The sequence below is a fragment of the Opitutus terrae PB90-1 genome, assembly GCF_000019965.1.
GTDB classification, from domain to species: domain Bacteria; phylum Verrucomicrobiota; class Verrucomicrobiia; order Opitutales; family Opitutaceae; genus Opitutus; species Opitutus terrae.
Window position 1 is genome coordinate 1,257,265 of sequence record NC_010571.1, and the last position, 13,451, is coordinate 1,270,715.

At 62.8% G+C, this 13,451-nt stretch carries 10 protein-coding genes and 1 tRNA gene; 7 read left to right on the forward strand and 4 right to left on the reverse strand.

Annotated elements, in window-relative coordinates:
* The first annotated feature begins 39 nt into the window (after positions 1 to 39).
* The 5 genes from OTER_RS05125 (at position 40) to OTER_RS05145 (ending at position 7,214) form a co-directional block, all read left to right on the forward strand.
* Complete coding sequence (locus OTER_RS05125; protein ID WP_012373843.1) at positions 40 to 1,794, forward strand: glycosyl hydrolase family 28-related protein; 1,755 nt, start codon at positions 40 to 42, stop codon at positions 1,792 to 1,794.
* Between the two features lie 201 nt (positions 1,795 to 1,995).
* Positions 1,996 to 3,093, forward strand: a complete 1,098-nt coding sequence (locus tag OTER_RS05130; RefSeq protein ID WP_012373844.1) for a LacI family DNA-binding transcriptional regulator — start codon at positions 1,996 to 1,998, stop codon at positions 3,091 to 3,093.
* Between the two features lie 389 nt (positions 3,094 to 3,482).
* The gene (locus tag OTER_RS05135) at positions 3,483 to 5,063 is read left to right on the forward strand and encodes a multicopper oxidase domain-containing protein (protein ID WP_012373845.1); all 1,581 of its coding nucleotides are present in this window, start codon (positions 3,483 to 3,485) and stop codon (positions 5,061 to 5,063) included.
* A gap of 190 nt (positions 5,064 to 5,253) precedes the next feature.
* Positions 5,254 to 5,868, forward strand: coding sequence for a GreA/GreB family elongation factor (locus OTER_RS05140; RefSeq protein WP_012373846.1), 615 nt, complete (start codon positions 5,254 to 5,256; stop codon positions 5,866 to 5,868).
* Between the two features lie 176 nt (positions 5,869 to 6,044).
* On the forward strand, positions 6,045 to 7,214 hold the full coding sequence (locus OTER_RS05145; protein ID WP_012373847.1) for an alpha/beta hydrolase: 1,170 nt from the start codon (positions 6,045 to 6,047) through the stop codon (positions 7,212 to 7,214).
* Between the two features lie 246 nt (positions 7,215 to 7,460).
* Here OTER_RS05145 and infA read toward each other — a convergent pair whose 3' ends face one another.
* The 4 genes from infA to OTER_RS05165 all read right to left on the reverse strand — a co-directional run bounded on the left by infA (position 7,461) and on the right by OTER_RS05165 (position 10,903).
* Positions 7,461 to 7,703 carry a translation initiation factor IF-1 gene (gene infA, locus OTER_RS27005; protein ID WP_012373848.1) on the reverse strand — a complete coding sequence of 81 codons (243 nt, stop codon included), beginning with the start codon at positions 7,701 to 7,703 and terminating at the stop codon, positions 7,461 to 7,463.
* Between the two features lie 364 nt (positions 7,704 to 8,067).
* Positions 8,068 to 9,588, reverse strand: coding sequence for an ATP-binding cassette domain-containing protein (locus OTER_RS05155; RefSeq protein ID WP_012373849.1), 1,521 nt, complete (start codon positions 9,586 to 9,588; stop codon positions 8,068 to 8,070).
* Positions 9,589 to 9,974: 386 nt separating this feature from the next.
* A tRNA-Ile gene (locus OTER_RS05160) sits at positions 9,975 to 10,047 on the reverse strand.
* Between the two features lie 322 nt (positions 10,048 to 10,369).
* Positions 10,370 to 10,903 carry a hypothetical protein gene (locus OTER_RS05165; protein WP_012373850.1) on the reverse strand — a complete coding sequence of 178 codons (534 nt, stop codon included), beginning with the start codon at positions 10,901 to 10,903 and terminating at the stop codon, positions 10,370 to 10,372.
* Between the two features lie 621 nt (positions 10,904 to 11,524).
* Between OTER_RS05165 and OTER_RS25675 the strand changes: the two genes are divergently transcribed.
* Positions 11,525 to 12,007, forward strand: coding sequence for a hypothetical protein (locus tag OTER_RS25675; protein WP_012373851.1), 483 nt, complete (start codon positions 11,525 to 11,527; stop codon positions 12,005 to 12,007).
* 44 nt (positions 12,008 to 12,051) lie between these two features.
* Entirely contained in the window at positions 12,052 to 13,077 is a 1,026-nt protein-coding gene (locus OTER_RS05175) for a phospholipase D-like domain-containing protein (protein ID WP_012373852.1), read from the forward strand.
* The last annotated feature ends 374 nt before the right edge of the window (positions 13,078 to 13,451 follow it).

The window sequence follows — 13,451 nt, forward strand, 5'->3', positions numbered from 1 at the left end:
CCGCTGCGCATCGTGCTTCCAGATGCCTGTGCGACCTTCATGAGCTCCGCATTTCCGCTTCGTCTCTGTTGCCACTTCACGATTACGCTCGCGACTTTCCTCTTCTCTGGGCATGGGCAAGCGGCTCCCGTAGACATTGGCGCCGAAATTCCGTGGACCACGATCGAGGCGGAAGCGATGCAGACGTCGGGCACGATTCTCGGACCCGCCTACGGTCCGCACCGGATCGAGATGGAGTCGTCGGGGCAGAGCTGCGTGCGGCTCGGCCGCGCCGGCGACTACGTGGAATTCCGCGCCACGGCGGAGTCCGATTCGCTCGTGCTCCGCTACAGCCTCCCGGATGCGCCGGCCGGCGGCGGCACGAGTTCGACGCTCACGCTGCTGATCAACGGCCGGCCGGTCCAGACGCTCGCGCTGAGTTCGTGCAACGCGTGGCTCTACGGCACCTATCCGTTTTCGAACGACCCGAGTTTGGAGAAACCGCGGAATTTCTATGACGAGCTGCGGCTGAAGCACATGAAGATCGCGCAGGGCGATCTGGTGCGGTTGGAAAAAACAAATGACGATGGACACGCGTGCGTGATCGATCTCGTCGACGTGGAACTGATGCCGGCGCCACTCGCGCCGCCGGCGGGTTCGCTCTCGGTGCGCGAGTTCGGTGCGCGCGGTGACGGTGTCGCCGACGACACGGCGGCGTTGCGCGTTTGCATCGTGCGCGCGCAGGAAATGCGACGCGTCGTCTGGGTTCCCGCGGGCGACTACCTAATCACCGGCGATATCATCGTGCCGTCCGGCGTGACGATTCAGGGCGCGGGCTTGTGGCACACGACGTTCGTCGGCGATGCCGCGCTCTACGACCAGCCGGCCCGCCGCGTTCGTTTCAAGCTCACCGGCGAGGACGTGCACCTCGCGGACTTCGCGATCTTCGGTCAACTGAACTATCGCAACGACCAGGAGCCGAACGATGGCGTGGTCGGCGCCGGCTGCACCGGCGCCTCGATCCGTCGGATCTGGGTGGAGCACACGAAAGCGGGCGCGTGGATCTACAACGGTGCGCAGCTCGTGATCGACGGCTGCCGGTTCCGCAACCTCCTCGCCGATGGCGTGAACCTGTGTGTCGGCACGCACCACTCGGTCGTGGAGAACTGCACCGCGCGCGGCACGGGCGACGATTGCTACGCGATCTGGCCGGCGCCGTCGGACCAGGGGCACGAGCAGCGCGTGGAAAAGCCGGGACACAATGTGATCCGCCGGTGCACGGGGCAGCTGACGTTTTTGGCGAACGGCGGCTCGCTCTATGGCGGGGCCGACAACGTCATCGAGGACTGCCTTTTCACCGACATCGCCACGGGCTGCGGCGTGTTGATCAGCACGACGTTTCAGACCGCCGACGAGGAGGGGCGCGTCGACAACACCTTCAGCGGGACGACGCAGGTGAGGAACGTCCAGTTGCTCCGCTGCGGCGGCTACGATCACACCTGGGCCTGGCGCAGCGCGCTGCAGATCTGCCTGGATCGGCGCAGCATCTCGGGACTGCGGATCAGTGACCTCGAGATTCGCGACAGCCTGTCGGACGCCCTCTCCGTGGTGGCACCGGGACGCGCGAAAGGGCAGGGCACTCTGTCGAACGCGGTGCTCGAAAACGTGGTGGTGCAAAATGTCGGGCTCGGCAGTACGACGGGACGCGGGTTGTGGATCCGGTCCGACGCATCAGGCCAACTCCAGGTGCTCAACTCGCGCATCCCCGAGCTGCGCAACGAGTCCGGCGACTTCGAAATCATTATGCAGCCGTAGTAGCCCGGAATTTCATGAATAGGAGTGAAGCTCAGTCCGAAATTTCCGTCCGCCTGCGGCGGAGCCCCGACTTGTCGGGGCGGCAATTCAGCCCCGACAGAGTCGGCCCGGAGGGCGGATATTTCATGAAATATCTGGGCTAGCCGGTTGAGGCGGGTGTCCGGGGCTTGACCGCCAAAACCGGCAACAGCACAAGACGTCATGCTTTCCGTTGCCCAGTCCGGGAAGGTTACCCTGCAAGACGTCGCGGCGAAAGCGGGCGTGTCGATCTCGACGGCATCCCGCAGCCTCACGGGCGCGGTGGGCATTTCGAAAGCGACGCAGGAGCGGGTTCTCTCCATCGCGCAGGCGCTCGGCTATCGCTACAATCCGCTGCTCGGCGAGGTGATGCGGTCGACGCGCCGCGGCACGCCCAATCACTATCTCGGTACGCTCGCCTACATCACGCCGTACGACGACGTGAAGGAATGGCGCGCGACGCCGACGCTTTGCCGGCACTGGTCGGCGGCGTGCGACCAGGCGGCGCTGTTTGGGTTTAGCGTGAGTGAGTTCGCGCTGACGTCGCATGGCATGACGGCGCGCCGCCTGGGCGAAATCCTGAAGGCGCGCGGCATCACGGGCATCCTGCTCGCGGCGTTTCCGAAGGAGCCGTTCGAGCTGGTGCTGCCGTGGGAGCATTTCGCCACGGTGCCGGTCGGCCACATGGTGCAGAATCCGCAGCTCGACTGCGTGGTGAGCGATCACACGCAGGCGGTGCTGCTCGCCGGGCGGGTGCTCGCGGCGCGCGGGTATCAGCGCATCGGACTCGCGATCGAGAGTTACCAAAACTCGATCACGAACCACGGCTGGGCCAACGGCTACGCGGCGCTGCCGGTGGAGAACCCGGAACTCGCTGCGATCCCGCCCTTCCTGCCGCCGAAGATCACCGCGCGGGCGTTCCTCCAGTGGGTGAGGCAAAACCGCGTCGACTGCGTGCTGACGCTGTCGACCTTCCGCAACGAGCCGAACCCGATGCGCGAGTGGCTGGCCGAAGCCGGCCTGATCTGTCCGCGCGACATCGGACTCGTCTCGCTCGACGTCACTCCTGCGACCTCGACGTGGGCGGGCATCGACCAGAATTCCGATGAGATCGGCAAGGCGGCCGTCGACCTGGTGGTTTCAAAAATCCGCGCGGGCGAACGCGGCGTGCCGCGCGTCCGCCGCAGCCTCCTGGTCCACTGTCAGTGGCGCGACGGCGACAGCGTGCGGAGCGGCAGAGCTGCGCGTCCCAACGCCGTAGTCGAACGCGCGCTCGCGTAGAATGCGCCTTCCGCCTGGTTTGCGTTAACCCGCCCCCGCAGCTGTTTGATGGCGTGCCGAGCGGCCGACCGACCGCTTTTTGTTCACCATTGAGAAGCGCCGTTAATTTCGCCGGGCGCGAGCTGACGGATCGATCAAGGTCATCATACTTGTGCCGATGCAGACTGCGTCCGCCGGTTCTTTCAGGAAAAACAAAAGGCATTCTATTCCGATACATGCCTCGGCTGCGGTGTCCGAGTAGTCCCACTCCCTCGGGAGGCCTTCGGGACGAATGCCCGCGGCTAGGAATTGACCACCGAAATGGTCAACCGGCCTGAAAGAACCGGCGCTCTTTTTGGAAATTTCAGGGGTTCCACCTGCGCGGCCGCAGGAAGCGACTATAGTGCCGCGTGAATGCGGACACTTCAGAGCGGGCAGGGTTTGCGTCGTGGACGGTCGTCGCGGCGGGCGCGGTGCGGGCAGGTTTCGGCGTGGTGATGGCGCTCGACGCCTACCTGAAATGGCAGCCGGCGTTTGCCGAGCATTACGTCGGGTATTTGAGAAACGCCGCGCTGGCGCAACCGCGGTGGCTCGATGCCTGGTTTCAAGGCTGGCTGCGGCTCGTCGAGTCCAACCCGGACTTCTTCATTTCGGCCACGCGGTGGATCGAAACGTTGATCGCGGTCGGGTTGCTTCTCGGGTTCGCGCGGCGATTCATCTACTACGGCGGCGCGATTTTCAGCCTGCTCATCTGGTCGACGGCCGAGGGGTTTAGCGGGCCTTACACCGCGGGCGCGACGAACATCGGGCCGGCACTGGTTTACGCGCTTGTCTTCGTCGCGCTGGCGATCTTCGCGCGCCTGCTGGGCAGCACCCCCTACAGCGTGGATTACCATCTCGCCCGCCGGTACCCGCGATGGGGATCGTGGGTGGAGTTGGCGCCGCCGGAAGTCTGGCGCCGGCCACCCGCGGTGATCGCACTGCGGCACCAATTCGCGGCCGTGGGCGCCATCGCGATCGCGCTGGGCCTTGCCGTTGGAACGCTGCGCAGCGCGATGAACGTTCCGCCGCCGACGCCCACCAACGCCGCCGCCGCCGTCACCCCGCTCAGCCTCTACAACGGCCTGCCGGTGCAGCAGGCGCATCCCGCCCGACTCCCGCCGCTGCTCGGCACCGGCGACTCGGTGGGCGTCACGCTCATCGCGACCGACACGACGGTGGAGATCGCCAACGGAGTTCAGTACAACGCCTGGACGTTCAACGGCACCGTGCCCGGTCCCGTGCTCCACGTGCGCCAGGGGCAAACAGTAAACGTGACCTTCGTGAACCGGGGACACATGCCGCACTCGATCGACTTTCACGCGGCGGAGGTCGCGCCCAGCGTCGCCTACCGTACCATCGCGGTCGGAGAAACGCTCCAGTTCTCGTTTCTCGCCCGCACGGCTGGAGCGTTTGTGTACCACTGCGGCACCCCGCCCGTCCTGCTGCATATGGGCAATGGCATGTATGGCGTCATCATCGTCGATCCAGCCACGCCGCTGCCGCCGGCCGACGTGAGCTACGTCCTCCTCGAGAGCGAGTGGTATACCCAGCATGCGGGTGGCACGGTCATGAACGGCGACTACGCGAAAATGCTGGCCGGAACGCCGGACGAGATGGTGTTCAACGGCGAAGCCTTCCAGTACAACGACCAGCCGCTCACGGCGAGAACGGGCCAGCGCGTCCGCTGGTACGTGCTCAACGCCGGCCCGAATCGAACGAGCGCATTCCACGTCATCGGCAGCATGTTCGCGGCCGTGTATCCAGACGGCGATGCGGCGCATGCGCTCACCGGCGTGTCGACCTACGTCATCGGTCCGGGCCAGGGGGTGGTGCTCGACACGATCATGCGGGAGAGCGGCGACTATCCGTTCGTCGATCACAGCATGCGGGCGATGACCATGGGCGCGGTCGGCACGTTACGCGTGGGCCCGGCGGAGGGCGGCGGCTGATGCGGGCGTCGGGCCGGAGTCGGCCTGGTGCCCGGCTCGGCGTTCCGGCGGAAATCCGGAAGAGACCTCTGAACCCCGACAACTCAGCGGCTCCGGCGCGCGGCGCTCCCGGCCTCGACAGGCTCCAGGCCTTTGGCTCTCATTGACGAAACAAGTCCTTGGATTCGTCTTTCCGCGTTCGCCGCGGCTCATGCCCCTCCATCGAAAAAACCTGTACCGTCCGCCACCGCCAGCCCCCACCACGATCTACGTGCGGCCTGGTTACAACCGCGTGCTGGCCGAGGAATTCGAGGCGCTGAAGGTGAAGCGGGCGGCACTGGTGCTGGACAAAATCGAGGCGCACAGTCAGGGCGACCTCCGCGAGAATTTCGGTTTCAAGGCGGCGAAGGAGGCGATTCGCGCCGTGGACCGGAAGATGATGGCGCTCGACCGGTTTGTCGCCCGCAACACGTTCAAGGAGGTCGATCCCGCCGCGTGGCTCACCAAATCGACCGACACGCTGCAACTCGGTCACGTCACCACGATCGAGAAACAGGACGTGACGACGAAGCGAACGCATAGCTTCACGTTCCTCGTGACGACGTACGGCGAGACCGCGAGCGATCCCGACTCCGGTCTCGAATGCCTGCCGCACACCTCTCCGCTGGCCACCGCCGTGCTCGGTCTGGCAGCGGGCGCTCAGACCAAGGTGATGCTCCCCGCGGGCGAATCGCTCCTCACGCTGATCTCCATCCGCAATCCGACCCAAGCGGAGCTCGATCGGCTGCTGATGCCGATCAAGCCGCCGGACATCGACGAGGAATAGAGCCGGGCCGCGTGGCTGAGGATCTCAGCTTCGCTCCAAACGCCAAAGCCGACCATGGTTCGCTCCGTCGCGGATCCGGCCAGCGCCCACGCCTTTCCGTCGTTGAACTCTGCAGTCGGGGCGCAAGGCTGACCGGATTCCCTGCGGCCTTCGGTCACCCGCGAGAGTTTTTCCCCATGTTCTTCCCGCTCATTCGGAAATCGGCCTGGACGGTCGTGCCGCTGTGCTTCGCGCTTTCCCGCCTGCTCGCCGTCGAAATCGATCCGATCAGCGCGGGCCCGTTGGCCGTGGCCAGCACGAATCTGGAGGTGAGCGCGCCCGCGCCGGATGTGCCCATGGTCGACTACCTGAACGGCAAGGCGACCTCCAAGCGGACGGTCTATCTCTCGGATATCCTGGCGCATCCGGACTCGGCGCTGGCGCTGACGATCGACGTTCCCGCCGATCCGAAAACGTTTGGCTGGATGGCCGGCCGGCGGATTCCGCTCGTACTCTACGTGCTGTATCCGACAACGCCGGACAATCCGCGGCCGGATTACCGATTTCCTTACCGGGAAACGGGCGACAACGTCCTCCCCCACATGCAGCCCGCCGGCGAGCGGCCGATTTTCGCGGATGCCTCCGCCGCGTATCCGCTGATTGTTTATTCGGGCGGCTACAACACGCATGGGCTGTGGCACCTCGAACACTTGAAGGTGCTCGCGGCGCATGGCTATATCGTGGTCGACATCTTTCACGGCGACAACCGCGGGCCCGGCTTCAAGGCGAATCTGGCACTGCGCGCGCTCGAGTTTCGGGCGGTGTTGGACTTCATTCTGCGCCACCCCGACTTTGCGCAGGCGATCGACCCGGAGCGCATCGGCGCTTCCGCCGCGAGCGGCGGCGCCCATACCATTCTCAGCGCGATGGGCGGGTTCGATCCCGCGGCCACGGGCGCGCGACCGGCGGCCGATCCGCGGATCAAGGCCGGTTTCGGCGTGGTGCCGTTCATGGGGGGTACGTTGGGCGTCTGGCCGCTTCAGACAGAGGCCTGGATGTTCGGCCAGGACCACGCGGGGCTGCGCGGGGTGCGGGCTCCCTTTCTCGCGGTGTACGGCGGAAAGGATGAGAATGTTCCTCCCGACGGCGTGGAGGCGGGAATCCGGGCGCTCGGCGGTGCCGCGGGCGCCGTGAGGCTGGACGGCGAAACCCACAGTCTGTCCGCCAGCACGGTGAGCGACGTGAACACGTGGGAACTCCTGTTCTTCGAGGCCTGGGTGCGCGGCAATGCCGAAGCCCGCCAGCGCCTTGCCGCCGCCACCAGCGTTCGCGGTGGCGTCAATGATCGCCGCACTTTTCCGCGCTGAGCCGCAACCGGGCGTTCGGCACCGGCCAGCGATGAGTACGCGACGCCGGCGGGCGTCTTGTCGCGCCAGACGCGGGCGCCCCAAATCCGCCGCATCGCCCCTCCCACGCCCGCTGGTGCTGCGGTCGGCCTGTGCGAAGCCGTCTCGAGGAAAACGCTTATCGACGACGGACGTCGCATTTCTGCGCGTCGGCCTCGTGCCGCGCGAGCGAGCCCGGGCCAGATTGCCTCGGCTCGCCGCTCGCGCTCAGTAGCGCCGGCGGGGCGGCGGGCGATAGGTCGAGGACGGATCCTTCATGCGAAACGTGATCCGCGCCTTTTCCGTGTCGTACGGACTCATCTCCATTTTCACCATGTCGCCGGCAGCGATCTTGATGAAGTGCTTGCGCAACTTGCCGGAGATGTGCGCCAGCACGATGTGTCCATTGGAAAGCTGCACCCGGAACATCGTGCCCGGCAAAACGGCCACGATCCTCCCTTCAACTTCGATATGCGTCGTGGATTTCGGAGGCTCAGGGCGGGCGGATGTATTTTGGATCAAGATTAGATCAAAGCCCGATAACGCAGCTTTCGCAATGTTCGATTTCTTCAAGCGCGGCAGCAGCGGCCAAAGGTCGTTGGATTCCGTCGTGTTTGGAGACCCGGTGACGGGCCACCAACGGGTTGATCGTAACGACTCGTCGTGGAGAATGGCCACAGGAGGCACCGAAGACACAGAAGGTTTTTGTGCATTCTGTGGCTTCGGTGTGCCACATTCGAAAGAGCTGCGGAGCTTCTTTTCCTGGACGCAGCCTTGGCTGCGCGACGATGGCGACGTCTGCGCGCTTTCGCGGCCACATGGGCTGCCGCGACCGTCACGTCACGGCTCTGATCTCCAGTCGTGAGTCCCCGGCCGTGTCTCGCACGAGCAGCCAGTCCGTGTCGGTGATCTTGGCGAGAAATGACTCGTCGTGGCTCACCAGCAACATCGCGCACGGGCAGTCCGCCAGCGCTTCTTCCAGGCAGACGATGCCGGGCAGGTCCATATGGTTGGTGGGTTCGTCCATCACGATGAGATGCGGACCGCGCACGATGCCGATCGCGAGGAGCAGCTTGCGCACCTCGCCGGGACTTGGCAGCGCGCTCTCAAGCAGCCGCGCCGGTCGGGAACCGAGCCGGCTGATCGTCGTCATCACGCGGCCGCGCTCGTCGTTGGGCAGGCGTTTCACCGCTTCCAGCAGCGCGCGTGACTCCTCGGCGGAGATTTCCTGCGGTACCGTCACGACCTTCTCCGCCGGCAACTGCAGCTGGCCGAGCAGATGCCGGACGAGCGTGCTCTTGCCGAGCCCGTTGGCTCCCTTCAACGCGATGCGGCTGGTCCCGCCGATCGCGAGGTCGGGATAGTGCAGTGCGCGCCCGCCGCCCAGTGGCAGGTGCCCGGCCGGCAGTCGCAGCAGAAAGTCCCGCGGCATGAAGGACGCGCCCTCGACCCAGATGCCGGTTTCGTAGCGCTTCTTCACGGCGATCTCGGCGCGCTGCGCCGCCACCTTGCTCGCGCGCTGGCTCATCTGCGCGACCATCCTGCCCGCATACGCGTCCTTGCCGGTCAGCTTCGCGAGGTTGCGCATGGCGCGGCCGTCGTGATCGTGGGCGGGAATCTTTTTCTGTTTCGAGCCGCGGGCCGCCGCAGCCTTCTGGTCTGCGATCACCCGGCGCCGCTGCGCCTCCGCCTGGAGCCGGTTCGCGCTCCGGCGAAGCGCTTCGCTGGCGCTGTGCGCGGACTTCTCGTCGAGCTCCTGCTGCTTCAGCGCCTCCGTCACGCCGCCCGGCCGCATCACCGCCTCGGGCGGATCGAGCAGCAGACATTGCGGGCAAAGTTCGTCGAGCAAGGTGCGGTCGTGGCTCACGAGCAGCCCGACGCCGCCGAAGTCCCGGAGCGCCTGCCACAGCAGCCGGCGCGCGTCGGAGTCGATATGGTTGCTCGGCTCGTCGAGCGCGAGCACCACGGGCTCGCGCCAGAGCGCCACCGCGATCTGCGCCCGCTTCCGTTCGCCATGACTCAGGGTGGCCCAGCGCTCCGGCCAATCCTCACCGATCCGCAGCCGCGCCTTGAGCACGCCGGCATCGGCCGCCCACACAAAGTCCTCGAAAAACTCCGGCGGGTCGTCGGTGCGTTGCGCGACATACAGCGCGAGCCCCTGACGGTGCACCACTCCGCTCTGCGGAGCGAGTTCCCCGGTGGCGACCTTCAGCAGCGTCGTCTTGCCGGCGCCATTCGGTCCGACAATGCCCGTCCAGCCCGACGGGAACTGCACGGTCAAATCGGTGAACAACGGCGCCGTCATCCCCGGATGCGCGAACTCGACCGACTGCAGCGTCAACTGGGCGGAAGCCATGCCGACAGCGTGAAGTCGCATTGCTGTCCCGCAACGCCAAGTTCGCGCGTGCGGGCAATTGCGTCCCCTGCGTTCGAACTACATCATCCTGACGAACGCGCACTCGCTGCTGTCGGCCGTAACCCAGTGGCAATGACTGGACGCAACGCTGCTTGGCGTTGCTCTCAGCTCTGGACTCTCAGCTCTCAGCCAAAGAATGGGCCCACTGGGATTGGCTTCGCTTGCGCTCGTCTCGCGTTGCGAGATCCGCGCTCCGCGCGGCCCCTTCTGCGTTCGCTGCGCTCACTCCGTCGAACCCATGGGTTCTCATCCCAGTGGCTGTGGCCGGACGCAGCGGTGCTTGGCGTCGCTCTCAGCTCTGGACGCCTATCTCTCGACTCAAGTAATGGGCCCACTGGGATTCGAACCCAGAACCAAAGGATTATGAGTCCTCTGCTCTGACCGTTGAGCTATAGGCCCACAGACGGAATGATGGTAAAGTGCACGGACGATGTCGCCAAACGACATCTTGTGGTGACAAAACTGGGGCGACAACTTGTGGTGACCAGCTTTTCAGCGAAAAGCACGACGACTTGTGCAGCCAGTTTTGATCACCACAAAATGTCGTGCATTGCGGCGCTGAAAAGTGTGACACGAATTTGTGTTCGAATCAGTTTCTAGCTCCGACGCTGAAAAGCGCTCGCCCCAACTCAGCCTTTTACGAACAGTAACCCGTTCGCTTTTCCGGCTGTCCGCAGTGCCGAGCGACAGTAAGCCGGCGTCGAGTTAGGGCTTGGCGGTCCTACCGACGCGAATAGCGCGAGATCCGGTATCGTTTCTTAAGCCGGGCCGAATACTCGACGTGTAATCCCCGTAGGGTTTCCAGAGCATACGGAATGAATTCCCGTTCGAGCACGATGCGTTGGAACCGGTCCAGCCGCAGTTTCCCAGAGTTGGCACCTATCATCTTCTTAAGGAGGGCCTCATCCCTGTGGCCTGCGGGAATCCGGCCATCCGCATGCACCAGGATGTTTCGTAACGCCGAGAACTTCTTGATCGTGGCCCAATGCGGCAGTTCGTCCGGAAAGCCCACCCGGGCCACCTTCTTCAGGTAAATCTTCGCCCGCTCCATGCCCTCGCCCCGGATTTCCTTGAAGGAAATCTCCAGCTTCTTCGCCTTTTTGAACAGCTCCGCCAGGCCATTGAGCGTGTTCTCAAAGTCGGCCATGCACATCACGAACAACGATGCCCGAAACATCGCGGGAAATGTCTCGTGCAGTTCATCGTAATCTTCCGCTGCAGAATCCACATAATCCTGCCTCTGCGCCTCTGGCATGTTCTTGAGCCTGCCTCCACCTTCAAGCTGAAGCTCTCCGCCTGCCGCTTGAACATACCTTCCAGTTGCCGCCCGTAGGACTCGAACTGCTCAAATCGCCGCTCGGTAAACTGCCGCTGCAGTTCTATCTGGAGATAGGGCGGGATGGAGGTGCGTTTGGTAGACTTCAATGCGCGGAGCATGTTCGAAGAGGTCGATCTGAGACTATCCTCTGGGCACCGCTCGGCGATCACTACTTCGACGCCGCTTACCAAGTCGCGGAGACCGGCTCTACAAACCGGCAGCCTCGGGCGACTTCGGTCATTCGTGCAAACGGCCAACGCAAGATGCACCTATCCGGTAGCACCTTTTTTATCGGCCTTCGCCCCACCACCGCCTCCAAGCGGTGGCGATGGTGGACAAAGGCCAGCGCATGATAGGCGGTGCGGCTCGAAGGCCAAGGCGCTCGGCGGAGTCTGCGTCTTCGATGTATTTCTCCGTGCCGCCAATTCGTTCTAGCTCCACCTGGGATCAGTCGTTCCAGTTTCCTCGCCGAGTGCCCAGACGTCAGCGGGGGCTCGACAGGCCTGCACGATTTAACGCGCAAGCCACCAGCCGAGGCACTAGGACTCTGTGCATTACATGAACCTAGACTTATCTGAGCAAGAAGTTCGCGCGCGGCTTAATTTAGCGTTGGAACAACTAGCCACACGCGACGGATATTTGGTGAAATACGGTCTAAATGAAAGGACTGTGACTCACAAACTGGCCGAGTACCTGCAGGCAGTTTTCCCAAAGTGGGATGTCGATTGCGAATACAACCGCGACGGACCTGATACAAAAGACGTCCTAATTCCTAATGTGGACGGCGATCTCGACGACAACCCGGTGTATCCAGATATCATCGTGCACCAGCGCGGCGACTTCCGAGCACATGACCACCCCCCGCACCTTCTTGTGATCGAAGCACGAAAATCTGGTTGGGGCGTCGGCAAAATCTCCCGTGATCAATGGAAGGTTTGGGCCTACCTTAACGAACTGCGCTACTGTTACGGCGCCCTGGTCGAGTATGCTTTCGTTGATGGAAAGGTTCAGTTTGCGATGGAATTCATTCCGCGAACCTGACGCGAGCGCATTCTTGACGGTCAAAGATTGATAGCAGACTCGTTATGAGCATTTTAGCAACGATTGATCATCTAAATTTTGAACGTATTCTTCGCGAGCTTCCAAGTTCGTCTCGGGTCGAAATTGCTACTTACAATTTCGACTACAGAGATAATAGCCGACTTCTCCGGGCAATACGGAGTCTAGAAATTGAGCAAATCGAGGTCGTGACCGGAATTCCCGACTGCCGCGGTGATATTAGCCGGGCAGACGACCAACGCGTGAATGAGCAGATCCGATCGTACTACAGAGCGATGAACCCAGCGCGTTATCGAAGTAATACGAAGTTCTGGATCAGCCATCGCAATCACGCCAAAATCATCTGCTGCGACCACATCGCGTACCTTGGCTCGGCTAACTTTTCCGCTGGGAGTGAAAAGAACTTCGAAATCGGGTATTTGACTGAAAAGCCGGAGGAGATCCGAGACCTTAGAAAATTCCTGAGTGAGATAAGGTCTCGTTCGATTCCTTATTTCAAAGTAGATGTGTCACTTCACCTACAGAAGTTGATGCAGTTTGCGGCCGACACAGACTGGATAGCCTCTCGGCTTGAAGAGCACTGCTATGAGATCGTGAGTGAATACGGAAACGTTGACGGGCGCTTGGAGTTTAGTTTGGGCAACTTTGGTGTTCCGGAAGCCACGGGGCGATTGATCAAGTGGGCGGCCGTGGTGGCTGCTGATCTCGAAAAGCGCCAGGCACAGGGGAATCGCCTAGCCGGTCGTGAAGAAAGGCTCATCGAATTGGGCCTGACCAATTCGATTCTCCATTTATCAGAGGAGCTCGAATCGATCACCGAGCAGACCGAACTTGAGCCAGAGCTTAGCCAAGCCGGCGTCGAAAGCAGTCTGCTGGAAAAATACGCGCTGCGCGACGATCCGGGTTCCGACCCGGAGATGATTGAGGAAGCGACCGAGATCGTGATCAGAAACCGCGAACAGCGTTATGGCCCAGCGAAACGTCAGATGGAGATCTTTATCGCGGACGTCCGACGGGTGGGAGAGCAAATTTTTGATTGCTTGCGAGTCTGACGCATTGTCGGAAATTGTGACACTACGGCCTGCCTACACAACGTTCCTTGCTGATCTGATTACCCGAGCCAGACTCGTAAATAGAACTGGCATCCGGCATCGCCAAGAGACTTTAAGGTAGATGCCTTTCCCTTTGCCTCGCAGTGAACGCGGCGGTCCTTAATGTTTCAGCCTGTTGTCGACGCCCAAGGAAGAGGCTAACTTTTACGCGACGCCTCTCGTGAATTACGAAGGACAAAAGATCGTGTTGCAGCCGCTTCTGGAACCGTCCCGGTTGGAGCAATTCGAGGTACCGCCTCCATATCGTCCGAAAGTCTAGCCGAGGTTAAGGCGTCTTGGCCTTCCGAGAAATCCGCCTGTTCAAGTTTAGTCGT

Excerpts from the sequence above, each read along its gene's own strand:
- OTER_RS05125 (WP_012373843.1), top strand. The coding sequence starts at position 40 with ATGAGCTCCGCATTTCCGCTTCGTCTCTGTTGCCACTTCACGATTACG.
- OTER_RS05130 (WP_012373844.1), top strand. The coding sequence starts at position 1,996 with ATGCTTTCCGTTGCCCAGTCCGGGAAGGTTACCCTGCAAGACGTCGCG.
- OTER_RS05140 (WP_012373846.1), top strand. The coding sequence starts at position 5,254 with ATGCCCCTCCATCGAAAAAACCTGTACCGTCCGCCACCGCCAGCCCCC.
- OTER_RS05145 (WP_012373847.1), top strand. The coding sequence starts at position 6,045 with ATGTTCTTCCCGCTCATTCGGAAATCGGCCTGGACGGTCGTGCCGCTG.
- OTER_RS05155 (WP_012373849.1), bottom strand. The coding sequence starts at position 9,588 with ATGGCTTCCGCCCAGTTGACGCTGCAGTCGGTCGAGTTCGCGCATCCG.
- OTER_RS05165 (WP_012373850.1), bottom strand. The coding sequence starts at position 10,903 with ATGCCAGAGGCGCAGAGGCAGGATTATGTGGATTCTGCAGCGGAAGAT.
- OTER_RS25675 (WP_012373851.1), top strand. The coding sequence starts at position 11,525 with ATGAACCTAGACTTATCTGAGCAAGAAGTTCGCGCGCGGCTTAATTTA.
- OTER_RS05175 (WP_012373852.1), top strand. The coding sequence starts at position 12,052 with ATGAGCATTTTAGCAACGATTGATCATCTAAATTTTGAACGTATTCTT.